Source organism: Allobosea sp. BE125, assembly GCF_031456075.1.
Lineage (GTDB): Bacteria > Pseudomonadota > Alphaproteobacteria > Rhizobiales > Beijerinckiaceae > Allobosea.
In genome coordinates this window covers 434372-460599 of sequence record NZ_JAVDTY010000001.1, presented here as the reverse complement: position 1 = coordinate 460599, position 26228 = coordinate 434372, and the positions used below count along the sequence as shown (strand labels likewise).

Here is a 26228-nt window from a genome sequence, read left to right as displayed (position 1 = left end):
GCGCGGGCCGTTGATTCGGACCGCGCGATCGTGCTGCCGGGAACCGGACCCGCTCTCGGGGACCAGCATGCTTGCTTCAGGTCTTTGCTCTCTTAGCTGAGGACGGCTGCCCTTGGCCGGAACGCCGCTCACCGAGCTCAATCGGCCGCTTGGCCAGAATCGCCCCGCGCCTCATGGCAAACCATGGGGCCTTTGGCTTGCCCTGGGCGCGAGCGGCGCTGTCGGCCTTGCGGTCGTCGCCCTCCTCTTCCTCGTCGCGACGCGCCGCGATCCCGATGGCGGCCAACCGATGGCGACGGCGCTGATCGAAAAGCGCCTCCCCCAATCGCAAGCGGCATCGCCAACGCCGGCGGCCTCCACCCCGGAAGTCCGAACCCAGGCCAGCGCCAGCCAGCTCGAAACCGAAGCCGGCGTGACCGTGGTGCGCCCGGGTGCGGGCGCAGAAGCGCCGGGCTCGATCGTCATCACCATTCCCGACAGCGCCGCGACGACAAAGCTCGCCTCCTCCCCCGACAGCCGGCTGGTCGAGCGCACGCGCCACGGCCTGCTGCCGAAGACCGGCCCCGACGGCGCGACGCCGGCCCAGATCTATGCCCGCCCGCTCGGACCGCAGCCCGCCACCAAGCCGGCAGGGCGGATAGCCCTCCTCGTCGGCGGCCTCGGCATCAGCCAGAGCGGCACTGCCGACGCAATAGCAAAGCTGCCGGGGGCGGTGTCGCTGGCCTTCGCGCCCTATGGCACGGAGTTGGAGCGCACGGTCCAGCGCGCGCGCGGCGAGGGCCACGAGATCTTCCTCCAGGTGCCGATGGAGCCGTTCGACTATCCCGACAACGACCCTGGCCCGCAAACGCTGCTGACCGGCCCGAAGGCGGCTGAGAATATCGACCGGCTGCAATGGGTGCTCGGACGCTTCACCGGCTATGTCGGCATCGTCAATTTCCTCGGCGGGCGCCTGACGGCGGACGATGCCGCGCTCTCGCCGATCCTGCGCGAGATTTCCGGGCGCGGGCTGATCGTCGTCGATGACGGCTCGTCTTCGCGTAGCCTGCTCGCGACCTCGGCCGCGCGCGCCCAGATTCCGGCGATGAAAGTCGATCGCGTCATCGACACGGTCGCCCGGGCCGACGCGATCGACAAGGAGCTCGCCATGCTGGAAGCGCTGGCGCGCGAGCAGGGCATCGTCATCGCCTCGGCGAGCGCCCTGCCCGTCTCGATCGAGCGGATCGCACGCTGGGCCCAGTCGCTCGAGGCCAAGGGCATCCTCGTCGTGCCGGTCAGCGCAGCGCGCGGCTTCCGAAACCCGTCCTCGACAGGCTCCCTGCGATGATCGCTTCCCCACCCAAGGGCTATCGTCCCTGCGTCGGCCTCGCACTGTTCAATGCGCAGGGCCTCGTCTTCATGGGACGGCGCGCCAATCGCAGCCTGCGCGAGCACGTTGCAGACGGCCATGAATGGCAGATGCCGCAAGGCGGCATCGATGCAGGCGAGACACCGCTTCAGGCGGCAAGGCGCGAGTTGCAGGAGGAGACCAACGTCACCTCCGCGACCCTGCTCGCCGAGGCGCCCGGCTGGCTCAGCTACGACCTGCCTGTCGATATCGGCAAGGAAGCCTGGAGGGGGCGCTGGCGCGGCCAGGCACAGAAATGGTTCGCCTTCCGCCTCGACGGCTCCGACGACGAGATCAACACGCTCACCCCCGCCGGCGGCCACAAGGCCGAGTTCGATGCCTGGCGCTGGGAGAAGCTGGAGCGGACACCTGCCTTGATCATCCCGTTCAAGCGCGAGGTCTATCTCCAGGTCGCGACATTGTTTGCACCCTTCGCCCAACCTTAGAGCATCGGCCCGAAAAGTGGAATCCGGTTTCCGGAAGAAGTAGATGCAGACTCAAAGAGTTACAACATCGGACCGATGCTGTAACGGCCGCGCCTCCTGCGCAATCGCCGCCAATTCTCCTTCCCCTTGGGCATATCCGCGTTAAATTGAGCCGACGAATGATTCGCCCGTCGAACTTAGTCCGACGCGGCTGTCATGAAACCCACATGCGGCGGGGTGACGCTCTGGGAATGGTTGATTCGGTCAGTAGATTGCACGCCGCCGTCCTCGCAGCACGTTCGCGCGATCCCGCCTTTTCGCGCACCGCCAAGCTGCTCGGCGAAGGCATGCCTAAAATGGCCAAGAAGGTCGCCGAGGAGGCCGTCGAGGTTGGCCTCGAAGCCGTGCAGGGCGACCGCCGCCGCACCATCCTCGAAAGCGCCGACCTGATCTATAATCTGGTGGTGCTCTGGAGCGAGATCGGCATCGCGCCTGACGATGTCTGGCGCGAGATCGACCGCCGCGAGCAGCTCTACGGCATCGCCGAGAAGCTGCCCAAGGGCCGCCCGATCAAGCTCGCCCAGCCGATCGACGTGGGCTGACGGCCAGCCCCTCTCCCTCAGCTCAGCATCCGCGTATCGCCGCAGACAGAAACCTCCTGGCCAGAGATCGTCTTGCCGAAGGGCGAGGCCAGGAAGACGATCTGCTTAGCGATATCGTTTGGATCGACGAAGCGCTTGATCGAGACACCGGCAAAGAGCCGCGCCGCCATCTCGTCATGCGAGATATTCATGCTGCGCGCCTTGTTAGCGATGACGCTCTGGATGCGCGCGCCGTCGACCAGCCCCGGGCAGATCGCGTTCGCCCTGATGCCGAACTCCCCGAGTTCGGCGGCCAGCGCCTTGGTGAAGCCGATCACGCCCCATTTCGCCGCAGCATAGGGCGAGCGCAGGGGAAAGCCGTGCTTCCCTGCCTGGCTCGACAGGTTGACGATGCTGGCATTGGCGGATTGCTTGAGATGTTCCACCGCAAGCCGCGTGCAGTTGAACTGGCCGGTCAGGTCGATGGCGACGCAAGCGTCCCAATCCGCCGGGTCGATCTCGTCGACGCGGCCCGTCGGGCCTGCGATGCCGGCATTGTTGACCAGGCAGTCGAGCCCGCCCAATGCCGCCAGCGCCTCCCCGAACATCCCGCCCACGGCCTTGCGGTCGGAGACGTCGCAGACCGATTGCGTGATCGCCGGATCGCTTTGCGCCATCGCGGCCAACGCATCGCGATCGACGTCGCAGATATGCACCCTCGCCCCCTCGGCAGCGAAGGCGCGCGCCGTCGCGCGCCCGATACCGCCCGCGCCGGCGGTGACGAGCACGCGCAAGCCCTCGATCTGCAAATCCATGACGCTCTCTCCCTGTGCTGCGGGCTCTAGCCCTTTGTTTTGACGCGTTTTCTCCGCGCAAACGCTTCGCGTTTGTCGCGAGGGAACCGGTATCCACTTCGCTCGAAAACACTCCCGTGGAATCAACCCGATTCCTTGAGCTGCTCTGTCTGTTCGATATGTGCCGCTGCCGCGCCGATATCGGCTTCCAGCGCCGCCCGCGCCGCCGCTGCATCGCCGCGCCGCAAGGCCGCGAGCAGTTTCTCATGCTCCTGCATGGCGCGGCCGCCCTTGAGCCGGCGCGGCTCATGGCGCATATCGAGATTGAGGATCGGCCCGGCCTTGAGCCAGAGCCGCTCGATCATCTCGACCAGGCTCGGCATGCCGGCCGCCTCGTAGAGAGAAAAATGCAGGTCGCGATTGGCGGCGACAGCGCCGGCCGGATCCGGTGCCTCGGCGCTCGCAGCTTGCCTGAAGGCGGCCTCATGCGCCGCGATCCGGACGAGCTGATCCGACGTCACCTTGCGCGCCGCCTCCTCGGCGGCGAAGCCCTCGACGACCAGCCGCAATCGTGTCAGCTCCCGGAACTGCGCCAGCGTCAGCACCGGCACGCGCACCGCCCGCCCCGGCAGCACCTCGAGCGCTCCATCGGCGGCAAGCCGACTGACCGCCTCGCGCACCGGCATCATCGAGACGCCGAGCGCCTCGGCGACGCGGCGCAGCGACAATTTCTCGCCCGGCGCGAGACGGCCTGCGACCAGGAGCGCGCGCAATTCGGCGGTGACCCGCTCGCCCAGGGTCTCGCGCGCCAGCGCGCCGACCTCCTCAAGCGCCCAGGGATCGCGCACCGCAGCCGCCGCATCGGAGGCGTCGTCGCTCGTCGCTGCGGCAGGAACGGGTGAGGGCTGGACATGGCCAATCATGTCTGCCAACCTAACTGTGATCACAGATCACGACAAGCGGCTCCAAGACCGCGAATTCAAAAAGACCACGGCTCGACAATCCAGCGCAAAGCGCGGAACCGTTCTGGGAGGAACGCCTATGACAGATCGACAGCCATCGAAATTCCGCGTCTCGCGCCGCCAGGCGCTGGTCGGCATCGGCGCGGGCGCAGCCACCGGGCTGATCGCCAGCCCCGCGCTGATCCTGGCGCAGACGCCCGACGCCATCCGCTACGGGCATCTGACGCCGCGCACCGGCTTCCTCGGCCCGCTGGGAGAGTACGGCGTGATGGCCGTCGATCTCGCGGTCGAGGAGATCAATGCGGCAGGCGGCGTCAACGGCCGCAAGCTCGAGGCGCTGAAGGAGGATTCGGTCAATCCGCAGACCGCCTCGACCAAGGCCGAGCGCATGATCGAGCGCGACAAGGTCGCCTGCATCCTCGGCGAGATTTCCTCGGCCTCCTGCCTGACGATCTCGCAGGTCGCTGCCCGCAACAAGACGCTCTTCGTCAATACCGGCGGCAATTCCGACGCGCTGCGCGGCGAAAGCTGCAACCGCTACATGTTCCATGTCGAGCATCAGAACTCGATGTATGTGAAGAGCTGCGGCCGCTCGCTGATGGCGCAGGGACTGGTCAAGGGCAAGAAGTGGTTCTCGCTGACCGCCGACTACGCCTTCGGCCATGACCTGCTCAAGGTCGCCAAGCGCTTCATGGAGGCCAATGGCGGCCAGTTCGCCGCCGACAAGCTGGTGCCGACCGATGCCACCGACTTCTCGGCGCTGCTGATCGAGATCCGCGCTGCCAAGCCCGATTTGGTGATCTCCAACCTCGCCGGCAACCAGATCACCAATTTCCTGAAGCAGTATTCCGAATTCGGCCTGACCTTCCCGGTCGCCGGCTTCGGCTTCGACACGGCGCTCGCCTGGGCCGCGGGCAAGGACAATTTCGGCGGCGTCTGGCCCTGCGTCTGGCATCACCTGATCGACACGCCCGAGACCAAGAAATTCGTCGCGGCCTTCACCAAGAAATACGGCAAGCCCCCGGAGAACCAGGCCTGGGGCGACTACATGGCCGTGAAGATCATGGCCCAGTCGATGAACGAGCTGAAGAGCACGGACACCGCAAAGATCCTCGAATATTGGGAGAAGGGCGCGAAGTTCGACGTGATGAAGACGCGGCCCGGCTATTTCCGCGCCTCCGACCACCAGCTGATGAGCGAGATGTACACGATCACCGCTCTGCCGGCGGCGCAGGTGAAGAACCAGTGGGACCTCTTCACCTCATCGCCACCGGTTCCCGGCCCGAGCGAGGATCTCGAGGTCATCGCCACCCAAGGCGACGAGGCCATCTGCAAGATGAGCTGAGAACGCTCCGTCTTTGCCAAATCCGCGCCGTCGTCCCGGACAAGCGGCGAAGCCGCGCCGATCCGGGATCCATGCCTGAAGCGTTCCGGCATGGATCCCGGGTCTCCCTTCGGTCGCCCGGGATGACCGCGCGGTAGATTGATCGAAACTGCAAAGGCCAACCCTTGCTCACCCTCTTCATCCAGCAGGTACTGAACGGGCTGCTCGACGGGGTCTATTACCTCCTGATCGCGCTTGGCCTGTCGCTGATCTTCTCGCTCGGCGGCATCGTCAATCTGGCCCATGGCGCCTTCTATGCCATCGGCGCCTATCTCACGATCGTGCTCGCGCCCCATATCGGCTTCGGCGGCGCGATCATCGCCTCGCCGCTGCTGGTGGCGCTGATCGGCATCGTCGTCGAGCGCGGCCTGTTCCAGCGCTTCTACCGCTCGGACCCGATCCTCTCGCTGCTCCTGACCTTCGGGCTCGCCATGGTGGCCGAGCAGTCGCTGCGCATGATTTTTGGCGCGCCGCCGCTCTCCTTCTCGATTCCTACCGCATTGCGCGGCCAGATCTTCCTCGGCGAGTTCATCTATTCCCGCTACCGCGCCTTGCTCTTGCTGATTGCGGCAGCCTGCGTGCTCGGCCTCTGGTTCCTGCTCCAGCGCACCGCCTTTGGCCGGGTCGTGCGCGCCGGCGTGCAGAACCCCGACATGGTCGGCGCGCTCGGCATCTCGCTGCAGCCCTATATGGTCGCGGTCGCCGGCCTCGGCATCGGGCTTGCGGGGCTCGCCGGCGTCTTGCTGGCACCGATCTATTCGATCCACCCGGCCATGGGCCAGGAGATCATCACGCCCGCCTTCGTCGTCGTCGTCATCGGCGGCTTGGGTTCCTTCTGGGGCGTCGTGGTGGCGGCGCTGATGGTCGGCCTGGTCAAGGGCATCACCATCGGGCTCGGCTATACGCAATGGTCGACCGCCGTGATCTATCTGATGATGCTGCTCGTTCTGCTGTTCAGGCCCCGCGGCCTGTTCGGCGAACGCATCCAGCGCTTCGAGTGAGGGACGCCATGACACCCTCCCCGCGCGACTATGCGCCGCTCCTGATCGCAGCCGCAGGCCTCCTCGCCTTGCCGTCGCTGATGCATGCGATCGGGCTCGGCACCACCTCGGCAACCGAGATCGTCGTCTTCGCCATCGCCTGCATGGCGCTGAACATCCTGGTCGGCACGACCGGGCTCGTCTCCTTCGGCCATGGCGCCTGGTTCGGGCTTGCCGCCTATGCCGCAGGATTGATGCAGCGCAACTGGTTCCCCGGCCAGTTCGCCTTGCCGATTCTGCTCGCGGTCGCCTTCGTGGCGCTCATCGCCTTCGCCTTCGGGGCGCTGATCCTGCGTCGCAAGGGCGTGTATTTCTCTTTGCTGACGCTGGCGCTTGCCGCCATGACCTATTCCGTCGCCTTTCGCTGGACAGCGGTGACAGGCGGCGAGGATGGCCTGGGCGGCATCAAGCGCCCGCTCTTCCTCGGCATCGATTTCGAGGCGGCCCTGCCCTTCTACATACTCGTCGCCACCATCGGCATGGCGGTGGTCTTCGCGCTCTGGCGCTTCCAGCGCTCGCCGGTCGGCACCGTGCTGGTCGCGATCCGCGAGAACGAGCAGCGCGCCCGTTTCCTCGGCTATGCGACCGACCGCTACAAGCTTGCGGCCTTCACGCTTTCGGCCGGGCTGACCGGGCTTGCCGGTTCGCTCCTGATGTTCAACAACCGCATGACCTCGGCCGACCCGATCTCGGTCGCCTTCTCCGGCGAATTGCTGGCCATGGTCGTCATCGGCGGCATGCGCTCCTTCCTCGGCCCGGCGCTGGGCGCGCTCTTCTTCGTCATCTTCCGCGACTATCTCTCGAGCGCGACCGAGAACTGGCTGTTCTGGTTCGGCCTGCTCTTCGTCGCCTTCATCGTCTTCTCCCCGACCGGTCTCGTCGGCGTCGGAGAGCGCCTGCTCCGCCCTTTCCGCAAGCAGCTTGATGGCGACGCGGCGATGTCGGCCCGCCAGGCTGGCGCGGTGACGCTGCCGGCCTTCATGAAACCCGTCGACAGCGTCAATGGGCCGATCCTGCGCGCAACCGGCCTCGCCAAAAGCTTTGGCGGCATCAAGGCCGTCGAGGGCGTCGACATCGCGATGCAGGACCGCCGCCTGCATGCGCTGATCGGCCCCAACGGCGCCGGCAAGACCACGGCCTTCAACCTGATCTCGGGCCTGTTCAAGCCCGATCGCGGCGAGGTCCGCTTGCGCGAGCGCCAGATCGCCGGGCTCTCGCCGGAGGCGATCACCCAGGCCGGCATCGGCCGCGCCTTCCAGATCACCAACCTGTTCCCGACGCTCACGGTCGCCGAGAATGTCCGGCTTGCCGTGCAGGCGCGCTCAGGCGAGCGCTTCGCGCCCTGGCGCGCCGCCGCCTCGCTGGCGCAGGTCAATGACGAGACCAGCCAGGTCATCGACACCATGGGCCTGCGCGGCATCGAGGGCGCGGAAGCAGGTTCGCTCAGCTATGGCGGCCAGCGCCTGCTCGACATGTCGCTGGCGCTGGCGACCAAGCCGCGCGTGCTGTTGCTCGATGAGCCCCTGGCCGGCCTCGCCGCCGCCGAACGCGAACGCGTCGGCAATCTGATCAAGTCGATCTCGACCGATTTGCCCGTGCTGCTGGTCGAGCATGATATCGACCGCGTCTTCGCCATTGCCGACCATGTCACGGTGATGAACGAGGGCTCGGTACTGGTCGACGGCACCGTCGAGGATGCGCGTTCATCGCCGCGCGTGCAGGAGGTCTATATCGGCTCGGGCGCCCATGCGCTCGCCGAAAAGCCGCGCGAGAGCGCGGCGCGCGAAGCCGTGCTGCTCGGGCTCGACGGCGTCGACACCTATTACGGCAAGAGCCATATCCTGCGGCAGGTCGCGCTCGACGTGCATGAGAACGAGATCGTCGCCTTGCTTGGCCGCAACGGCGCCGGCAAATCGACCCTGCTCAAGACCATCACCGGCATTGCCCCGCCGGCTGCCGGCACGATCACGCTCGCAGGCTCCGATATCGCCAGGCAGCCGCCAGCCGTGATCGCGCGCGCCGGCATCGCCTATGTACCGCAAGGACGCGGGCTTTTTGCCGGCATGAGCGTCAAGGACAATATGGAACTTGGCCGGCTCAAGCGCCTGACCGGCAATGGTTCGCATTGGGACGACGACAAGATCTTCGCCTTCTTCCCGCGCATCAAGCAGCGCTGGCATTCCCCGGCCGATTACCTCTCGGGCGGCGAACAGCAGATGGTGGCGGTAGCGCGCGCTCTCTCCGGCGACACCCGCGTGCTGCTGTTGGACGAGCCCTTCGAGGGTCTGGCGCCAGCCGTCGTCGAGGAATTGTTCGAGGCCTTCGACAAGCTGAGACAGGAGATCGCGATCGTGATCGTCGACCATCATCTCGATCTCGCCTTGGCGCTGTCCGACCGCACCGTCGTGCTGGAGCGCGGCGCGGTCGTCCACACCGGCCCCTCGCGCGCGCTGAGCCAGGATCTGGCGCTGCGCCGGCAGGTGCTGTGGCTGTGATGGTGCACCTTTCGCCACCAGCAGCCCTCATCCTGAGGAGCCGCGCAGCAGCGTCTCGAAGGATGCTCCAGGAGGTTCCGGAGAGCGCTGAAGCATCCTTCGAGACGCGCTCCTGCGGAGCGCTCCTCAGGATGAGGGCTGAGGATTTCAAAGCTATTCCGAAGGATCTCCCCGCATGACAAAGACCGCCATTGTCGGTTCCGGCCTGATCGGACGCGCCTGGGCCACCGTCTTCGCCAGCCACGGTTTCGAGGTCGCGCTGCATGACGTTGCGCCGGGCGCGGCCGAGGCGGCTCGCGCCCATATCGCGACCAATCTCGAGGAACTCGCCAGCCATGGGCTCGTCGACGATCCCAAGGGCTCGGCCGCCCGCCTTCGCGTCGCCACCGATCTCACTGACGCGCTGGCCGGCGCCGAACTCGTCCAGGAGAACGGACCGGAGACGGTCGAGGCCAAGCAGGCCCTCTTCGCCGAGATGGATGCGCTCGCGGCGCCCTCGACCATCCTCGCCTCCTCGACCTCCTTCATCATGGCGTCCGTCTTCAGCGAGGGCCTCGCAGGCCGCGCCCGCTGCCTCGTCGCCCATCCCGTCAACCCGCCCCATCTCGTGCCGATCGTCGAGCTCGCGCCCGCGCCCTGGACCGATCCTGCGATCGTCGCCCGCGCCAAGGCGCTCTATGAGCAGGCCGGCCAGGTGCCGATCACGCTGCGCAAGGAGAAACCCGGTTTCGTGCTCAACCGCCTCCAGGCCGTGCTGCTGGCGGAAGCCTTCCGCCTCGTCGGCGAGGGGGTGGCGAGCGCCGAGGATGTCGACAAGACGATCCGCGACGGGCTCGGCCTGCGCTGGTCCTTCATGGGGCCGTTCGAGACGATCGAGCTCAATGCGCCCGGCGGCATTCCCGATTATTGCGCCCGCTATGCCGAGTCCCTGAACCGCATGGTCAAATCGTCCGAGGGCCTCGGCAATCCGTTCGGGGAGGACATCGTCGCCGAGGTCATGCGCGAATGGCCCGGCACGCAATCGCCCGAACGCGTCAAGCACCTGAGCGATTGGCGCGACACCCGGCTTGCCGCCCTGCAGGCGCATAAGCGCGCCTCCGCGCGCAAACCCTCCTGAGATCGACCAAAGATCGCCCCCAAGCCCGAAAGGACGAATCGCCATGGCGAAGAACCGCAAAGTCATCATCACCTGCGCGGTCACCGGCGCGATCCACACCCCCTCCATGTCGCCCTATCTGCCGGTGACGGCCGATGAGATCATCGATGCGGCGGTCGGTGCGGCCGAGGCCGGCGCGGCGCTGGTCCATCTCCATGCCCGCAACCCGGTGACAGGCCAGCCCGACCAGTCGCCCGCGGCCTTCGAGCCTTTCCTGAAGGTCATCAAGCAGCGCTCGAACGCCGTCATCAACATCACGACCGGCGGCGCGCCGACCATGGGCATCGAGGAGCGGCTGGGCCCTTGCGCTTATTTCAAGCCGGAGGTCGCCTCGCTCAATATGGGTTCGATGAATTTCGGCCTCTACCCGATGCTGAACCGCTTCAAGGACTTCAAGCATGATTGGGAGCGGCCCTATCTCGAGGGCTCGAAGGACCGCATCTTCAAGAACACCTTCCAGGACATCGAGAACATCCTGACCACCTGCGCGGAGAACGGCACGCGTTTCGAGATCGAGTGCTACGATATCGGCCATCTCTACACGCTGGCGCATTTCGTCGACAAAGGCCTGGTCAAGCCGCCCTTCTTCGTCCAGTCGGTGTTCGGCATCCTCGGCGGCATCGGCCCGCATCCCGAGGACGTCATCCATATGAAGCGCACCGCCGACCGGCTCTTCGGCGACCAGTATCACTGGTCGGTGCTCGGCGCCGGCCGCCACCAATTGCCGATCGCGGCGATGGCGGTCTCGATGGGCGGCAACTTGCGCGTCGGCCTGGAGGATTCGCTCTGGCTCGGGCCGGGACAGCTGGCGAAATCCAACGCCGACCAGGTCCGCGCCGCCCGCATGATCATCGAAGGCCTCGGCCTCGAGGTCGCGACGCCCGAGGATGCCCGCGCGGAGCTGCAGCTCAAGGGCGCCGACAAGGTCAATTTCTGACGCGCTCAGACAGCCCGGTTCCGTGCTTGCGGAGCCAAACGGCGCCGCAAGCGGATCGACGCGAAGGCGCAAAATCGAACGTGGCTCTTATCGCGGCTGCTCGCTCACCGCTTCCACAAGCGGGCAAGCCGCTGTTTCCGCCGGCCATCCACATCAGCTTGGCCGGCGCATCATTTCAGGGTTGCCAAGACGAACGAGAGCGGCTATCTCCGCGCCATCGGGTCGGCACGCCTCGCGCTGCTTGCCCCGGTACGCGCCCGTAGCTCAGCTGGATAGAGCATCAGACTACGAATCTGAGGGTCAGAGGTTCGAATCCTTTCGGGCGCGCCATTCTTCTCACGGACTTAGCATCGGTCCTGGGATACGCAGCGACAGCGTTGAATCTTTCGCTGTCCAGATGCGGTCCAACTTGCAAGGCTTTTGCGCCCCGTTCGGCTTGAGCAACGTCGCAATGCGGCTGTGAACAAGGTTGTTCGCCCATTCGACACTCTGCGAAGGATCGGCAAACGCGATCTCGCGCACCCAGGATAGCCTGCCGGGAAGCGAATAGTGCAGGTGCCCCGCCGACATCGGCTTACAGGTCGCTTGACATTGAAGATGCGTTTATCATTATCGATATTGATGAACGCGCCTCTTCCCAGACTGATCCGAAGGCCACGCGACGTGGTCTACGAGTCGCTGAAGCGACAGATCATGATCAATGAGCTGCGCCCCGAGAGCGCTTTGACCGAACTCGGCATGGCGCGCGAGCATGGCTGCAGCCAGGGCACGATCCGTGAAGCGCTCTTCCGCCTGCAGGAGGACGGACTCGTCACCCGCTCCGGCCATCGCGGCACCATGGTCACCCGGCTCGACCCCGAGGAGGCGGAGGAAATTCTGGCCTTGCGTCGCCGCATCGAGCTGCGCGGCGCGTTGCGGGCGGCGCAGCATGTCGATAGCGGCAATCTGGAGCGTCTGCAGGCCATCCAGGCCGATATGGACGCAGCCGCCGCAGCCGGCGACGAATATGCCCTGATCGCGCTGGACATGGCTTTCCACCTGACCATCTTCCGGCTCTCCGGGCTGGACGCGCTCGAGCAGATCCTGACCCGCTGCACGCTGCATTCGCATCGCTCGAAGCTCTGGGCGCCGGGCCATCGCCGCCCGCTGGTCGAGACAGCCGCTCGCCACCGGGAGCTGTTCGCATTGCTCGCGGCCCGCGACGGCGGGGGCTTGTCGCGGGCGATCGCGGAGCACATCGACACCATCGTCCTGCGCGACGGAGAAGCCTGATGCAGCCCTGGATCGATCCACAGATGGAGGCGATCCTGGAGCGCATGCGCAGCGGTCCGGCCTTCGACTTCCGCGCCGCACCGATCGCCGAGGCGCGCGCGACCGTCGATGCCGCGACATTGCCCTGGAGCGAAGGCGCTCCAGCCATCCCGGCGCGCGATCTTGCCATTCCCACTGCGGGCACCGCCATGCGCGCGAGGCTTTACCAACCCGAGGCCGCGCCGGTCTCCGCCGTCATCGTCTATGCCCATGGCGGCGGCTGGACCTTCGGCTCGATCGAGACCCATGACGGCACCATGCGCCATCTCGCAGTGGAAGCAGGCTGCGCTGTCCTCGGCGTCGATTACAGGCTCGCGCCCGAGCACCCCTTCCCCGCGCCGCTCGACGATCTCATGGCCGCCATCGCCTTCGTGGAGCAAGGCGGCCTGGGCCAAGCCATTCCCGCCGGCGCAATCGCCGTGGCGGGCGATTCCGCCGGCGCCAATCTGGCGCTCGCGGCACTGTTGCGCCGGCGCGACGAAGGCATGCCGGCGCTCTCGGCCGCGGCGCTGTTCTATGGCTGCTACGAGCCCGATTTCTCGACACCGAGCCATGCGGCGTTCGGCGGCGGCGACTACCTGCTCACCAGCCCGAACATGCGCTGGTACTGGAACAACTTTCTCGGCGGCGAGCCCGATGGAACGCTGAGCCTAGCCGCTCCCGTCCGGTCGAATCTCGCCGGCCTGCCACCGCTCTATCTTTCGGCCGCGGGGCTCGATCCGCTGCGGGACGACACGATCGGGCTGGCCCGGCGCCTCGGCGAAGCCGGGGTGCCCTTCCGTTTCGACCATGTTCCCGGCGTCGTGCATGGCTGCCTGCGCATGAGCCGGGAACTCACTGCGGCCGCCGCCATGCTCGCGGCCGGCGGCCGACACCTTGCCGACCACCTCAACGATAAAAAAACCGGAGGAAACCAACCATGGAACGCAGGGCTTTCATCAAGCTAGCGGGCGCAAGCGCACTGTCCGTTCCGCTTGTCGCCCCTCTCGCCCGCCCCGCCATCGCTCAAGGCGCGACGACCGTGCGCTGGTGGTATCATTTCGACAATCCGCAGCATTCGCCAGCTGAACTCGTCACCAAGTTCGAAGCCGAGAATCCCGGCATCAAGGTTCAGGCCGAGAGCATTCCCTGGGGCGGCGGCAACGACTACCAGACCCGCCTCTTCGCTGCGCTCGTCGCCGGCAACGGTCCCGATTGCGCCATGGTCCGCCTGTCCTGGGCCGCGCGCTTCCAGCAGATGAAGGCGCTTGCCCCGATCGACGACCTGATCGCCGGCTGGGCTGGACGCAGCGACATCGCCGACAACATCTGGAAGCTCAACAAGGGCGCAGACGGCAAGCAATATTACCTGCCGCTGCAATATGTCGTGCTCTATCTCTACTACCGGCAGGATCTGTTCGAGCAGGCGGGCCTGAAACCGCCAGCGACCTTCGAGGATTTCCGTGGCGCGGCCAAGGCGCTGACCAAGGCCGATCTCTCTGGCTTCGGCCTGCGCGGCGGCGCCGGCGGGTTCGACCATTGGGGGCCGTTCGTGCTCGGCGGCGGCGCCAGCTTCGAAAAGGGCGGCATGCTCAGCGAGAAAGCGCTCGCTGCCAATCGCTGGTTCGTCGATCTCACGCTCAAGGACAAGGTGGTACCGGCCTCGGCGCCGACCGACAGCTTCCGCCAGATCGTCGATACCTTCAAAGCCGGCCGCACTGCCATGACCATCCACCATATCGGCTCGGCGAATGAAATCGTCGGCGTACTTGGCGACAAGGTCTCGGCCGTGCCGGTGCCGCGTGGCCGCGACGGCAAGGGCTGGACCTATTTCGGCGATGAATCCAACGCCGTCTTCGCGGCCAGCAAGGCGCGCGAGGCCGCCTTCAAATGGTGCGCCTTCCTCTCCACCGCGGAGAACAACGTGGTGCTCAACAAATTCACCGGACAACTGCCGATCGCCTCCTCGGCGGCAAAGGACTGGACGCTGCACCCCAAACGTTTCGTCGAGGCGAGCGCCGCCTCGCTGCCGATCGCAGCCTCACTGCCCGATTCGCCCAAGACGCCGGACTTCATCGCCAGGATCTGGCCGGCCAACATGCAAAGAGCGCTGCTCGGCCAGATCCAGCCCGACGAGATGATGCGCGCCATCGAGCAGCATTTCCATGGCTGACGGGACTGGCGGCGGCCGGACGGCCGGCCCCCGCCCCTTGCCCTCGTTTCGACAGGCTCGCATCGTGGCTTCGCTCACCACCACGGACAGAGGCAGGCCGCCCCTTGGGCGCGGCGCGATGCCATTCTGGTTCCTGCTCCCGGCCATTCTGGTCACGGCAGGCGTCGTGCTCGTCCCCGTCGCGCAGACGGCCTGGCTCAGCCTGCAGGACTACCTGCTCTACGACCCCGACAATGCCCGCTTCATCGGGCTCGGCAATTTCGCCAAGATCGCCAGCGACGAGGTCTTCTGGATTTCGCTCGGCCAATCCTTCATCTGGATCATCGGCGTCGTCGGACTGCAATTCCTGCTTGGGCTCGCCGCGGCTTTGCTGCTCAACCAGAGCTTCTGGTGGCGCGGGCTGGCGCGGTCGCTCGTCATCATCCCCTGGGCGCTGCCGAGCGTCATCATCGGGTTGATGTGGACCTGGATGTACGACTTCAACCTCGGCGTCATCAACGACATCGCGATGCGCCTTGGCCTGATCGCGGCGCCGATCGCCTGGTTGGCGAGGCCCGACACTGCGCTTTACGCCATCATGCTGGCCCTGATCTGGCAGGGGTTCCCCTTCTTCGCCGTGACCATCCTGGCTGGCTTGCAGACCGTGCCGGCCGAACTCTACGAAGCGGCCGAGATCGACGGCGCCACGGGGCCCCAACGACTCTTCCACGTGACCCTGCCTGCAATCGCCGACGTGATCGCCACCGCCCTGCTGCTGCGCACGATCTGGGTGGCGAATTCGCTCGACGTCATCCTGGTCATGACGGGTGGCGGGCCAGGCTACGCGACCCACACTTTGCCCCTCTACGCCTTCCTGCGCGCTTCGAGCAGCATGGAGTTCGGCTATGGCGCGGCGCTGGCGCTGATCCTCACAGCGATGCTGCTGGGCGTCGTCTTCCTCTATGTCCGGCAGGCCGCGAGGAGCATCGAGACATGATCGAGCGCCGCTCTCGCACCCGGCGCATTCTGGAGGTCGAGCTTCCCGTCCTCCTGATCGTCCTCTTCGCGCTTGGCCCTTATGGCTGGATGATCCTGACCTCGCTGAAACCCCAAGTCGAGCTCTCGACCTGGCCCCTGACCTATTGGCCGCGCGAGCCGACGCTCCAGCATTACAGCGACCTGATCGCACGCACGAACTTCGCCGGCAGCCTGGGCAACAGCCTGATGATCGCGATCGGCGCCAGCCTGCTTGGCCTGGGAGTCAGCATCCCGGCGGCCTATGCCTTCTCGCGCTTCCGCTTTCGCGGCCGCCAGGGCCTGCTGACCGGCTTCCTCGTCATCAACATGTTCCCGGTCGTGCTGCTCATCATCCCGCTCTTCCTGATGATGCGCCGTTTCGGGCTGATCGACACCTTTCTCGGCGTCATTCTCGGTCATTCGACCTTTTCGATCCCCTTCGCGATCTGGATGCTGACCAGCTATTTCAACGCGATCCCCAAGGATCTCGACGAAGCGGCGATGATCGACGGCGCCAGCCGCCTCCAGACCATCCGCCTCATCATCCTGCCGTTGCTGATGCCCGGCGTCGTCACCGCGGGCATCTACATCTTCATCACCTCCTGGAACGAATATCTCTTCGCCATGATGCTCTCGGGCCAGGCGGTGCGCACCGTCACGGTCGCGCTGCAGCTCTTCATCGGCGAATTCACCATCCAGTGGGGCCTTCTCACGGCCGGCGGCACGTTGATTGCGCTGCCGGTCACCTTCCTCTTTCTCCTGGTGCAAAGGCGGCTCGTGGGCGGACTCACGGCCGGAGCGGTGAAATCATGATGACGAATTCCATCGGGGTCATCTCGATGTTCTATGCGCGGCCCTTCGCGCGCGAGCATTTCGACTGCTTCCAGCGGATCAAACGGGCCGGAGCCGATGTCGTCGAGCTCCTGGTGCCTGAGCCGGGCGAGCTCGATCTTGTGGAGACCCGCGCAGCGATCAGGGATGCCGGCCTGTCCTGCGTGCTGGCCGCCCGGGTCAATCTCAGCCGCGACCTCGCCAGCGCCGAGATCGGCGCGCACAAGGCCGGCATCGCCTATCTGGAAGCTTGCGTCGATATCGCCGCTACCTTGGGCGCCACCATCGTCGGCGGCCCACTCTATGGCGCTCCGCTGGTCTTCGCTGGTCGGGCGCCCGCCCCTGTCGATGAGAGCGAACGCAAACGCCGCATCGACGCCATCGTCGCGGGGCTCGCGCAAGCCGGCCGGCGCGCTGCCGATTCCGGCATCCTGTTCGGCGTCGAACCGCTCAACCGCTTCGAGACCGATATCTGCAACACGACCCGCCACGCGCTCGAAATCGTCGAGCGCGTCGGCAGCCCGGCTGTCGGCGTGATGCTCGACACCTTCCATATGAACATGGAGGAATTCGATCTCACTGATGCCATCCGCAGGGCGGGATCGCATCTCGTGCATTTCCAGGCCAATGAGAACAACCGCGGCTTCGTCGGCTCCGGCCATATCGACTGGCCCGCGATCGCGCGAGCCCTGCGCGACGTCGCCTATCGCGGGCCGATCGTGCTCGAACCCTTCCGGCGCAGCGATGAGCGGGCCGGCACGCCGCTCGCCCAATGGCGCGCGCCGACAGGAAACGAGGACGAACCGCTGGCCGCCAGCATCGCCTTCCTCAAGGCCGCGCTCGCCTTCGCCGGGAGGACGGCATGACCGCCCCCCCAAGCACGCTGCGCATCGGCTGGATCGGCTGCGGCACCCACGCCAACGAAATGCTGCTGCCGCAACTGACACGGCATGATGTCGAAATCGTCGCGCTCTGCGACACGGATGAGGAGCGGCTGAACACAACCAGCCGGCGCTATGGCGTCGCCGAGGCCAGCCGTCTGCGCGACTGGCGCGACCTGCTCGCGCGCGACGATCTCGACGCTGTCGGGCTTGCCGTCGGCCCCGGCCTGCATCACGAGATCGGACTGGCGGCCATCGCGCGCAGCTTGCCGCTCTTCATCGAGAAGCCGCCGGCGCCGACGGCCAAGCAGGCGGCCGAACTGGCCGCCGCTGCGGCAAGCCGGAAGGTACCGGTCGTGCTCGGCTTCATGAAGCGCTACTCGACCGCCAATCGCATCGCGGCGAATGTCATCGGCTCAACCGAGTTCGGGGAAACGGCGAGCTTCCTCGGGCAGTACATGACCGCGCCGACCTACTTTGCCAACAACCCGGACTATTCCGGCTTTTATCTGCATCATTGCGTGCATTATTTCGATCTGGTGCCGCATTTGATGGGGCAGGTCGCCTCGGTCGGCGCAAGGCGACACGAATTGGCGCCGGGCAAGCTGCTGCTCCATGTCGATTTCCGCTTCGCCAATGGCGGCATCGGCACGCTCGTCATGGGTACGCACCAATCGCGCGGCACGCCGATGGAATGGTGGCAGGTCATGGGTGACCATGCCCGCGTCGAGGTGCGCAACCTCCACGAGGTCCGTTATTTCCGCAATCCGCCCTTCAAGGTCTCGAAACCCGAGGCGAGCCTGATCGACGGGCAGGATACGCTGGTCTGGGAGCCTAATTTCACGGCCGCCGCCAATGAAGATCACAAGGGCTATCACGCTCTGCTCGGCGACTTCGTCCGGGCCGCGCGGGGCGAACCGACCGCGGCGCCGAGCGCGGCGGATGGCGCCGCAGCCATGGCCCTGCTCGAACGGACCATCGCGGCTTCCGAATAGGCGCCGCGTCAGTTCGAAAAGCGAGGGCATTCGCGTTCGACCAGAGCTGGCCGATCACGTCCGCAATGGGCCGACGAAACCGCCCTGCATCAGTAGCGGACGTCGGCGTCTTGCCCGAAACGAGGCCTTCGCACGCCAGGGAAAGGCGCCGGGGAAGCTCGGGTAAGTGGCCAGCCGGCCCGCAATAACCGCAGACGCCACAAGCGGTGACGGCTTCGACTACGCTGCGACGCGCGCGCTCATCGTCAGCAGCTCGTAACGCGCGACGGTCTCGCCATCCTGGTTGAAGACCTCGGCGTCCCAGCGCACCTCGCCATATTCCGGCTTCCGTGCCGCCTGCTTCTGCTTGACCGTGAGGCGGACGCGGATCGTGTCGCCCGGCGAGACCGGCTTGAGGAAGCGCAGGTTGTCGAGGCCGTAATTGGCCAGGAGCGGTCCCGGCGCCGGATCGACGAAAAGACCCGCGGCGAAGGCGAGAATGAGATAGCCATGGGCGACGCGGCCCGGGAAGAACGGGTTCGCCTTGGCCGCCTCCTCGTCCATATGCGCATAGAAGGTGTCGCCGCTGAAATGGGCGAAATGCTCGATGTCGTCGAGCGTGATCGCGCGCGCACCGGTCTCGACCGTGTCGCCGACCGTAAGGGCGTCGAAGTCCAGCTTGAAAGGGTGGGTTGCCGCGACCGGCGCGGGAGCGCCCTTGATCCAATTGCCCGTCAGCAACGAGAGGCGCCCGGGCGAGCCCTGCAAGGCCGTGCGCTGCATGTAGTGGAACACGCCGCGCAGGCCGCCGAGCTCCTCGCCGCCGCCGGCGCGACCGGGACCGCCATGGAGCAGATATGGCAGCGGCGAACCGTGGCCGGTCGATTCCTTGGCGCAGTCGCGGTCGATGACGAGCAGGCGGCCATGATAGGAGGCCATGCCGAAGATCAGCGCTTCGGCCACCCCCTGGTCGTAGGTGAAGACCGACGCCACCAGGCTGCCCTCGCCCATCGCCACCAGCGCGACGGCCTCATTCAGGCTGCCATAGCCCATCAAGGTGGCGACGGGGCCGAAGGCTTCCGTCGTGTGCGCATGGCGCGCCTCACGCGGTTTGGCGCAACGCAGCAGCACCGGCTGCATGAAGGCGCCCGTCGCGATATCGCCGCCGATCACGGTGGCGCCTGCCGGATCGCCGCACAGGATCTCGGCCTCGCCTGCGATCTCAGCCACTTTCGCGCGGACGTCTTCGCGCTGGGCCAGACTCACCAGTGGCCCCATGCGGACCTCATCGAGGCGCGGATCGCCGAGCTTGATCGCGGCAAGCTGGGCGGTCAGCGCCTCGCCGACGGCTGTCTCCAGCTCACGCGGAACGAAGATGCGGCGGATCGCCGTGCATTTCTGGCCTGCCTTCACCGTCATCTCGCGCACGACCTCCTTCACGAAGAGATCGAATTCGGGTGTGCCGGGACCTGCGTCCGGGCCGAGCACCGCGGCATTGAGGGAATCGCGCTCGGCGATGAAGCGTACGGCGTTGCGCGAGACGGCCGGATGGTTGCGCAGCTTCTCCGAGGTGCCGAGCGAGCCGGTGAAGGAGAGCACATCCTGTCCCGTGAGATGGTCGAGCAGGTCGCCGGTCGCGCCGCAGACGAACTGCAAGGCGCCCGCCGGCAGAATGCCGGACTCGACAATCAGCCGGATGACGGCTTCGGTGACATAGGCCGTCGCCGTCGCAGGCTTGGTGATGACGGGAACGCCGGCGATCAACGCGGGCGCGAGCTTCTCCAGCATGCCCCAGCACGGGAAGTTGAAGGCGTTGACGTGGACGGCGACGCCCTGGAGCGGGGTCAGCACATGCACGCCGACGAAGCTGCCGCCCTTGGACAGCGCCTCGCTCGCGCCTTCCACGACGAAACGCTCGCTCGGCAGATCCCGCCGCCCGCGCGAGGCATAGGCGAACAGCGTGCCGATGCCGCCGTCGATATCGATCAGGTTGTCGCGCTTCGTCGCACCGGTCTCGGCGGCCAAAGCGTAGAGCGGCTCCTTATGCGTATTGAGATAGGTCGCCAGCGCCTTGAGCAGATCGGCCCGCTGATGAAAATTCAGCGCCCGCAGAGCCGGTCCGCCGACATCGCGTGCATGCGCAACCACCGCAGCGAAATCGAGCCCGGCACTGGAAGCGCGCGCGACAACCCGGCCATCGATTGCGCTGGGAATATCGACGAGACCCGAGGATGCCTCGAACCATTGGTCGAGCGCGTAGCTTTTCAGGATGGCGGTCATGGCTCAGAGTCCTCCCGGTCAGCGGAGCCTTGCGTTCGCGGTTGACAAGCGAGCTCCTTGCGTAAAAGATTAACCGATCGGCCGGTTAATTCAAGAGGCTCTGAAGAGCCCGACCCCAGGGAGGATAGCGATGCAGCCGAAGACAGGCTTGCCGACGACAGACTTGGAGCCCGTGCTTCTCGTCGACCAGCGCGACGGCTGGACCAAGCTGACGTTGAACCGCCCGGAGCGGTTGAATTCCTTCAACGAAGCCATGCACCAAGCCTTGGCCGCGGCCCTCGACGAGGCCAGCGCAGACGAGCGCTGTCGCGCGGTTCTGCTCACCGGCACCGGTCGCGGCTTCTGCACCGGGCAGGATCTGAGCGACCGTCTCGGCGGCGATGGACCGCACGATCTCGGCGCGACGATCGAGGCCTTCTACAACCCGCTGGTGCGGCGGCTGCGCGCTTTGCGAAAGCCGGTGATCTGCGCCGTCAACGGCGTCGCCGCTGGCGCTGGTGCCAATGTCGCATTCGCCTGCGATATCGTGCTGGCCGCCCGCTCGGCCAAGTTCATCCAGTCCTTCGTCAAGGTCGGCCTTGTCCCGGACTCAGGCGGAACCTTCTTCCTGCCTCGGCTGGTCGGTTCGGCGCGGGCGCGCGGGCTTGCCATGCTGGCGGAACCTCTCCCGGCCGAGACCGCCGAAGCCTGGGGCCTGATCTGGAAAACCGTCGAGGACGCGACCCTGCAGGAAGAGGCCGAACGGTTGACCGCGCATCTTGCGACGCAACCGACGCAAGGGCTCAGCCTGATCAAGCAGGCGCTCGATGCCGCGCAAGAGAATAGCCTGGACGAGCAGCTCGACCTTGAACGCGATTTCCAGCGCAAGGCCGGCCGCACACCGGATTATCGCGAGGGGGTGAGCGCCTTCATGGAGAAGCGACCGCCGCGTTTTTCCGGGCGCGACTCGTGAGCGCGCCGATCGCCACTCCCTCGCCGGAGGAGATCGCGCGTCGCGCCGCCCAGGTGATGTGGGCCAGCGACAAGGCGAGCCAGGCGCTGGGGATGGAAATCCTTTCGACCGGACCGGGCGAGGCCGTGCTGGCGATGTCGATCTCGCCCGAGATGACCAACGGCCACGGCACGGCCCATGGCGGCTTCATCTTCGCGCTCGCCGACAGCGCCTTTGCCTTCGCCTGCAACTCCTATGGCGAGACCACCGTCGCCGCCCATTGCAGCATCTCCTATATCGCGCCGGGCAAGGCCGGAAACCGTCTGGTCGCCGCCGCCCGTGAAGTCTCGCGCAGCGGCCGCTCCGGGATCTACGATGTCCGCGTCACCAGCGACGGCAAGACGATCGCCGAGTTCCGCGGGCATTCCCGCACCATCGGCGGCTCGTTCATCGAGCCTGCCGCCAACGCGCCGCAGAGCGCGATCCGATCATAAGCTTGAGGGAAGGAGACGGCGACCATGGCGCTTCATGCAATGGCGTATGACGGTGCGGTGAAGGACGGGCTCGACGCGGCGGAGCGCGCCTCTCGCGACGAGATCATGGCACTCCAGCGTGAGCGCCTGGCATGGTCGCTGCGGCATGCCTACGAGAACGTGCCGCATTATCGCCGGTCCTTCGATGCGGCCGGCGTCCACCCCTCCGATTTCTGCCAGCTCTCGGACCTCGCCAAGTTTCCCTTCACGGTGAAGCAGGATCTGCGCGACAATTATCCCTTCGGGCTTTTCGCGGTGCCGCGTGAGAAACTCGCCCGCATCCACGGCTCGTCGGGCACCACCGGCAGGCCGATCGTGGTCGGCTACACGCTGGCCGATATCAATATGTGGGCCGATGTCATGGCGCGCTCGCTGCGCGCCGCCGGCGCGCGCCCGGGCATGATGGTGCATGTCGCTTATGGCTACGGCCTGTTCACCGGCGGGTTAGGGGCCCATTACGGCGCCGAGCGGCTCGGCTGCACCGTCGTGCCGATGTCGGGCGGCATGACCGAGCGCCAGGTCCAGCTCATCACGGATTTCAAGCCCGAGGTCATCATGGTGACGCCGAGCTACATGCTCGCCATCCTGGACGGCTTCGCCAAGGCTGGGCTTGATCCGCGCGCGAGTTCGATGCGTTTCGGCGTCTTCGGAGCCGAACCCTGGACCAATGCGATGCGCGAGGAGATCGAGCAGGCCTTCGCCATGGACGCCACCGACATCTATGGCCTGTCGGAGGTGATCGGCCCCGGCGTCGCCCAGGAATGCGTCGAGACCAAGGATGGTCTGCACGTCTGGGAAGATCACTTCCTGCCCGAGGTGATCGATCCCGAGACGGGAGCGGTGCTGCCCGACGGCGAACCGGGCGAACTGGTCTTCACCTCGCTCAGCAAGGAAGCCTTCCCGATCATCCGCTATCGCACCCGTGACCTGACCCGGCTTCTGCCGGGCACGGCCCGACCCGGCATGCGGCGCATGGAGAAGGTGACCGGGCGCTGCGACGACATGATGATCCTGCGCGGCGTCAACGTCTTCCCGACCCAGATCGAGGAAGCGCTGCTCGCCACCGACTGGTGCGCCGGCCATTTCCTGATCGAGCTGACGCGCGAGGGCCGCATGGACGAAATGACGGTGCTGGCCGAGGCTCGTGAGGGGATGTGGGACAGTGCCGGCCTGACCGTTCAGGCGGAGCGGCTGGTGACGCGGATCAAGGACACGATCGGCATCACCACACGAGTGGTCATCCAGCCTCCCGGAACGCTGGAGCGCTCGGCCGGCAAGGCCAAGCGTGTGATCGACAAGCGCCCGAAAGGGTAAGGCCAGCCGTTCCCGTCATTGCGAGCGCGGCGAAGCAATCCAGGGGGACGTGGAGCACGGCGGCCCCTGCATTGCTTCACTGCGTTCGCAATGACGCACGGGCGCGCTGTGATCAAACCTGATCGAAATCCACCACCACCCGCGCACTGGTCGGATGCGCCTGGCAGGTCAGGATGAACCCGGCCTTGAGCTCCCATGGCTCCAGCGAGTAGTTCACCGTCATCTGCGCCTCGCCCTCGACGAGCTTGGCCCGGCAGGTCGAGCACATGCCGCCCTTGCAGGCGAAGGGCAGGTCCATGCCGGCGCGCAATGCCGCGTCGAGGATGGCTTCGCCTGCGGCGATCGGGATTTCGCGGCGCTTGCCATCGACGATCATCGCCCCGAGATGGGCGGGCGGAGCGCTCGCTTCGACGATGACGGGTTTCGGCCGAGGCCGGCCGCCAAGCGCCGAGACGAAGCGCTCGACATGGATGGCGTCCCCGGCGATGCCGATCTCCTTTAGGGTCGTTTCCAAATCCTCGCTCATCGCGGCCGGGCCGCAGATGAAGACATGATCGACCGTCGCCGCCGGGACGATGCTGCGCAGCAGGAGCCGCGCCTTCTCGCCGTCGAGCCGTCCGTTCAGGATCGGCAGATCCTGCTCCTCGCGCGACAGCACGTGAAAGATCGCAAGCCGCCCGAGGAAGCGATCCTTCATCTCCTCCAGGCTCGCCCGGAACAGGATGTCTTGCGTCGAGCGGTTGCCATAGAACAGGAAGAAGCGGCTCGTCGGCTCGCGCTGCAGCACGCCGCGGATGATCGACAGGATCGGCGTGATGCCCGAGCCGGCAGCGAAGCCGACATGGATCCGCCCATCGCCCGGATCGCGTTCCAGGCCGAAGCGGCCGGTCGGGGTCATCACATCGACTGCGTCGCCGATGGCGATACTGCCGTTGATCCAGGTCGAGAACAGGCCGTTATCGACCTGCTTGACCGCGATCCTGAGTTCGCCGTCCTGCGGACCCGAGCAGATCGAGTAGGAGCGGCGCGTGTCCTCGCCTTCGATCGTCGCGCGCAGGGTCAGATACTGGCCGGGTGCGAAATGATAATCGGCGGCAAGATCCTCGGGCACCGCGAAGGCGATCGAGACGGCGTCCTGCGTCTCGCGCTTCACGTCGCGGACGGCCAGGCGATGGAAGCGGGGTGTGGCGGTGGACATGGCGCCCCTACTAATGGCAGCGGAAATAGTCGAACGGCTCTCGGCAGGCATTGCAGCGCCAAAGCGCCTTGCATGAGGTCGAGCCGAATTCGGCGAGCCGGGATGTATCGAGCGAGCCGCATTGCGGGCAGGCGACCTCTTCCACACCAAAAAGCGCCCGTCGCCCGGCGCTTCTGGCAGGAGGCGCGACGCCGTATTCCGTCAGCTTGCGCCTGCCCTCTTCGCTCATCCAATCGGTGGTCCAGGCCGGCGACAGCACTGTCGTCACCGTAGCGGGTCCGAAGCCGGCTTGCTCCAGCGCGAGCTCGATCTCCAGCGCGATCATCGTCATCGCCGGGCAGCCCGAATAGGTCGGCGTGATCAGGACCTCGACCCTGCCGTCATTGAGGCGCACCTCGCGCAGCACGCCGAGATCGGCGATCGACAGCACCGGAATTTCCGGATCGACGACGGCGCCGGCGATCCGCCGGACCTCGTCGAGCCGAGCCTCGTCGATCACAGCGGCAACGCGATCGCGCGCGACGGCGTTCACCAGACGGCACCGGGGAAGGCGCGCTGCAGATATTGCAGCTCGCTCAGGAGATGGCCGAGATGCTCGGTATGATGGCCGTTGCGCCCGCCCTTCTGCATCCAGTCGTTTTGCGGCACGGCAAGCGTCGCCTGGGACAGCACGCTGACGACGGTCTCGCGCCAACCGGCGCGCAGGCTCTCGGGATCGACCGCGACGCCTTCTGCGATCAGCTCCCGCTCGGCCGGATCGACCTCGAACATCTCCCCGGTGAAAGGCCAGAGCGCATCGAGCGCGGCCTGCGCCCGCCTGTGGCTCTCTGGCGTGCCGTCGCCCAGCCGCACCACCCATTCCGAGGCGTGCCGCAGATGGTAGGCGGTCTCCTTCTCCGCCTTGGCGGCGATCGCAGCCAGCGTCGCATCGGTGCTGGCCATCATGGCCCGCCACCACGGATCGATGAAGGCCGAGTAGAGGAACTGGCGCAGCATGGTCTGGGCGAAATCGCCATTGGGCTGCTCGACCAGGAGGAGATTGCCGTAGCCGCGCACGTCGCGCAGATAGGCATAGGCGTCCTCGTCGCGGCCGGCGGCTTCGACCTTGGCCGCATGGGCGTAAAGCGAGCGGGCCTGCCCGATCAGGTCGAGGCCCATATTGGCGAGCGCCATGTCCTCTTCCATCATCGGCGCGTGGCCGCACCATTCCGAGAGGCGATGACCCAGGATCAGGGCGTCGTCGGCGCGCCGCAGGGTGTAGCGCAGCAGCGGCGCGTCGGAGACGGAGATCGATGCGACGGGCATGGCGATGTCCTCACATATGCCCGACATCGTCGGGCACTTCGTAGAAGGTCGGATGCCGGTAGATCTTTGTCTCCGCCGGTTCGAACATCATGCCGGAATCGCTCGGGTCCGAAGCGATGATGGCGGTCGATGGCACGACCCAGATCGAAAGCCCTTCGCCGCGGCGCGTATAGACGTCGCGCGCCGCCTGGAGCGCCAGCGTGGCGTCTGCGGCATGAAGCGAGCCGACATGCTTGTGCGCGAGCCCGTTACGGCTGCGAATGAAGACTTCCCAGAGCGGCATCATCGGCCCGGCCATGCGTCATCTCCCTTGCCGCGCTGCCTTTGCCGGCGCGCTTTCTGTCGTGTTTGCTCAGTCCGC

Annotated in this window: 25 protein-coding genes and 1 tRNA gene; 19 read left to right on the top strand and 7 right to left on the bottom strand. The window is 66.3% G+C overall.

Annotated elements, in window-relative coordinates; all coding sequences use genetic code 11:
• Positions 1-112 precede the first annotated feature (112 nt).
• The 3 genes from J2Y55_RS02110 (at position 113) to hisE (ending at position 2414) form a co-directional block, all read left to right on the top strand.
• Complete coding sequence (locus tag J2Y55_RS02110; protein ID WP_310147146.1) at positions 113-1327, top strand: divergent polysaccharide deacetylase family protein; 1215 nt, start codon at positions 113-115, stop codon at positions 1325-1327.
• Positions 1324-1833, top strand: coding sequence for an RNA pyrophosphohydrolase (locus J2Y55_RS02105; protein WP_310147145.1), 510 nt, complete (start codon positions 1324-1326; stop codon positions 1831-1833). The genes J2Y55_RS02110 and J2Y55_RS02105 overlap by 4 nt, the downstream gene beginning before the upstream one ends.
• 230 nt (positions 1834-2063) lie before the next feature.
• Complete coding sequence (gene hisE, locus J2Y55_RS02100; protein ID WP_310147144.1) at positions 2064-2414, top strand: phosphoribosyl-ATP diphosphatase; 351 nt, start codon at positions 2064-2066, stop codon at positions 2412-2414.
• Between the two features lie 17 nt (positions 2415-2431).
• On the opposite strand, the gene J2Y55_RS02095 is transcribed toward hisE, so the two are convergent.
• Both J2Y55_RS02095 and J2Y55_RS02090 read right to left on the bottom strand, forming a co-directional pair.
• Positions 2432-3208 carry an SDR family oxidoreductase gene (locus tag J2Y55_RS02095; RefSeq protein ID WP_310147143.1) on the bottom strand — a complete coding sequence of 259 codons (777 nt, stop codon included), beginning with the start codon at positions 3206-3208 and terminating at the stop codon, positions 2432-2434.
• 122 nt (positions 3209-3330) lie between these two features.
• A complete protein-coding gene (locus tag J2Y55_RS02090; RefSeq protein WP_310147142.1) occupies positions 3331-4110 on the bottom strand; it encodes a GntR family transcriptional regulator in 780 nt (259 codons plus the stop codon).
• Positions 4111-4228: 118 nt separating this feature from the next.
• Here J2Y55_RS02090 and J2Y55_RS02085 point away from each other — a divergent pair, with 118 nt between their 5' ends.
• The 13 genes from J2Y55_RS02085 to J2Y55_RS02025 all read left to right on the top strand — a co-directional run bounded on the left by J2Y55_RS02085 (position 4229) and on the right by J2Y55_RS02025 (position 18327).
• The gene (locus tag J2Y55_RS02085) at positions 4229-5494 is read left to right on the top strand and encodes an ABC transporter substrate-binding protein (protein ID WP_310147141.1); all 1266 of its coding nucleotides are present in this window, start codon (positions 4229-4231) and stop codon (positions 5492-5494) included.
• A 164-nt stretch (positions 5495-5658) separates the two neighbouring features.
• A complete protein-coding gene (locus J2Y55_RS02080) occupies positions 5659-6534 on the top strand; it encodes a branched-chain amino acid ABC transporter permease (protein ID WP_310147140.1) in 876 nt (291 codons plus the stop codon).
• 8 nt (positions 6535-6542) lie between these two features.
• Complete coding sequence (locus J2Y55_RS02075; protein ID WP_310147139.1) at positions 6543-9068, top strand: branched-chain amino acid ABC transporter ATP-binding protein/permease; 2526 nt, start codon at positions 6543-6545, stop codon at positions 9066-9068.
• A 175-nt stretch (positions 9069-9243) separates the two neighbouring features.
• A complete protein-coding gene (locus J2Y55_RS02070) occupies positions 9244-10185 on the top strand; it encodes a 3-hydroxyacyl-CoA dehydrogenase (RefSeq protein WP_310147138.1) in 942 nt (313 codons plus the stop codon).
• 43 nt (positions 10186-10228) lie between these two features.
• Positions 10229-11161 (top strand): 3,5-dioxohexanoate:acetyl-CoA acetone transferase, encoded by a 933-nt coding sequence (gene kce / locus J2Y55_RS02065; RefSeq protein WP_310147137.1) that lies wholly within the window; start codon positions 10229-10231, stop codon positions 11159-11161.
• A 253-nt stretch (positions 11162-11414) separates the two neighbouring features.
• A tRNA-Arg gene (locus tag J2Y55_RS02060) sits at positions 11415-11491 on the top strand.
• A gap of 333 nt (positions 11492-11824) precedes the next feature.
• Positions 11825-12433: a GntR family transcriptional regulator gene (locus J2Y55_RS02055; RefSeq protein ID WP_310147136.1), complete on the top strand. Its 609-nt coding sequence runs from the start codon at positions 11825-11827 to the stop codon at positions 12431-12433.
• Complete coding sequence (locus J2Y55_RS02050; protein WP_310147135.1) at positions 12433-13419, top strand: alpha/beta hydrolase; 987 nt, start codon at positions 12433-12435, stop codon at positions 13417-13419. Before J2Y55_RS02055 ends, J2Y55_RS02050 begins: the two co-directional genes overlap by 1 nt.
• Complete coding sequence (locus J2Y55_RS02045) at positions 13392-14624, top strand: ABC transporter substrate-binding protein (protein ID WP_310147134.1); 1233 nt, start codon at positions 13392-13394, stop codon at positions 14622-14624. The genes J2Y55_RS02050 and J2Y55_RS02045 overlap by 28 nt, the downstream gene beginning before the upstream one ends.
• 118 nt (positions 14625-14742) lie before the next feature.
• Positions 14743-15600 (top strand): carbohydrate ABC transporter permease, encoded by an 858-nt coding sequence (locus tag J2Y55_RS02040; RefSeq protein WP_310147133.1) that lies wholly within the window; start codon positions 14743-14745, stop codon positions 15598-15600.
• Positions 15597-16433, top strand: a complete 837-nt coding sequence (locus J2Y55_RS02035; RefSeq protein WP_310147132.1) for a carbohydrate ABC transporter permease — start codon at positions 15597-15599, stop codon at positions 16431-16433. Before J2Y55_RS02040 ends, J2Y55_RS02035 begins: the two co-directional genes overlap by 4 nt.
• Positions 16433-17317, top strand: a complete 885-nt coding sequence (locus tag J2Y55_RS02030) for a sugar phosphate isomerase/epimerase family protein (protein ID WP_310147131.1) — start codon at positions 16433-16435, stop codon at positions 17315-17317. Before J2Y55_RS02035 ends, J2Y55_RS02030 begins: the two co-directional genes overlap by 1 nt.
• Entirely contained in the window at positions 17314-18327 is a 1014-nt protein-coding gene (locus tag J2Y55_RS02025; protein ID WP_310147130.1) for a Gfo/Idh/MocA family protein, read from the top strand. The genes J2Y55_RS02030 and J2Y55_RS02025 overlap by 4 nt, the downstream gene beginning before the upstream one ends.
• A 219-nt stretch (positions 18328-18546) precedes the next feature.
• Here the strand turns inward: J2Y55_RS02025 and paaZ are convergent, their stop codons facing one another.
• Positions 18547-20586, bottom strand: coding sequence for a phenylacetic acid degradation bifunctional protein PaaZ (gene paaZ, locus J2Y55_RS02020; RefSeq protein ID WP_310147129.1), 2040 nt, complete (start codon positions 20584-20586; stop codon positions 18547-18549).
• A 130-nt stretch (positions 20587-20716) separates the two neighbouring features.
• Here paaZ and paaG point away from each other — a divergent pair, with 130 nt between their 5' ends.
• The 3 genes from paaG to paaK are packed head-to-tail and all read left to right on the top strand — an operon-like array spanning position 20717 to position 23364.
• Entirely contained in the window at positions 20717-21538 is an 822-nt protein-coding gene (gene paaG / locus J2Y55_RS02015) for a 2-(1,2-epoxy-1,2-dihydrophenyl)acetyl-CoA isomerase PaaG (RefSeq protein ID WP_310147128.1), read from the top strand.
• 56 nt (positions 21539-21594) lie between these two features.
• Positions 21595-22011: a hydroxyphenylacetyl-CoA thioesterase PaaI gene (paaI, locus tag J2Y55_RS02010; protein WP_310148650.1), complete on the top strand. Its 417-nt coding sequence runs from the start codon at positions 21595-21597 to the stop codon at positions 22009-22011.
• 24 nt (positions 22012-22035) lie between these two features.
• The gene (paaK, locus tag J2Y55_RS02005) at positions 22036-23364 is read left to right on the top strand and encodes a phenylacetate--CoA ligase PaaK (protein WP_310147126.1); all 1329 of its coding nucleotides are present in this window, start codon (positions 22036-22038) and stop codon (positions 23362-23364) included.
• A 112-nt stretch (positions 23365-23476) separates the two neighbouring features.
• On the opposite strand, the gene paaE is transcribed toward paaK, so the two are convergent.
• The 4 genes from paaE to paaB are packed head-to-tail and all read right to left on the bottom strand — an operon-like array spanning position 23477 to position 26165.
• Positions 23477-24562: a 1,2-phenylacetyl-CoA epoxidase subunit PaaE gene (paaE, locus tag J2Y55_RS02000; RefSeq protein WP_310147123.1), complete on the bottom strand. Its 1086-nt coding sequence runs from the start codon at positions 24560-24562 to the stop codon at positions 23477-23479.
• A gap of 10 nt (positions 24563-24572) precedes the next feature.
• The gene (gene paaD / locus J2Y55_RS01995; protein ID WP_310148647.1) at positions 24573-25061 is read right to left on the bottom strand and encodes a 1,2-phenylacetyl-CoA epoxidase subunit PaaD; all 489 of its coding nucleotides are present in this window, start codon (positions 25059-25061) and stop codon (positions 24573-24575) included.
• A 29-nt stretch (positions 25062-25090) separates the two neighbouring features.
• Positions 25091-25867, bottom strand: a complete 777-nt coding sequence (gene paaC / locus J2Y55_RS01990) for a 1,2-phenylacetyl-CoA epoxidase subunit PaaC (RefSeq protein WP_310147121.1) — start codon at positions 25865-25867, stop codon at positions 25091-25093.
• Between the two features lie 10 nt (positions 25868-25877).
• Positions 25878-26165, bottom strand: coding sequence for a 1,2-phenylacetyl-CoA epoxidase subunit PaaB (paaB, locus tag J2Y55_RS01985; RefSeq protein ID WP_310147119.1), 288 nt, complete (start codon positions 26163-26165; stop codon positions 25878-25880).
• Between the last annotated feature and the right edge of the window lie 63 nt (positions 26166-26228).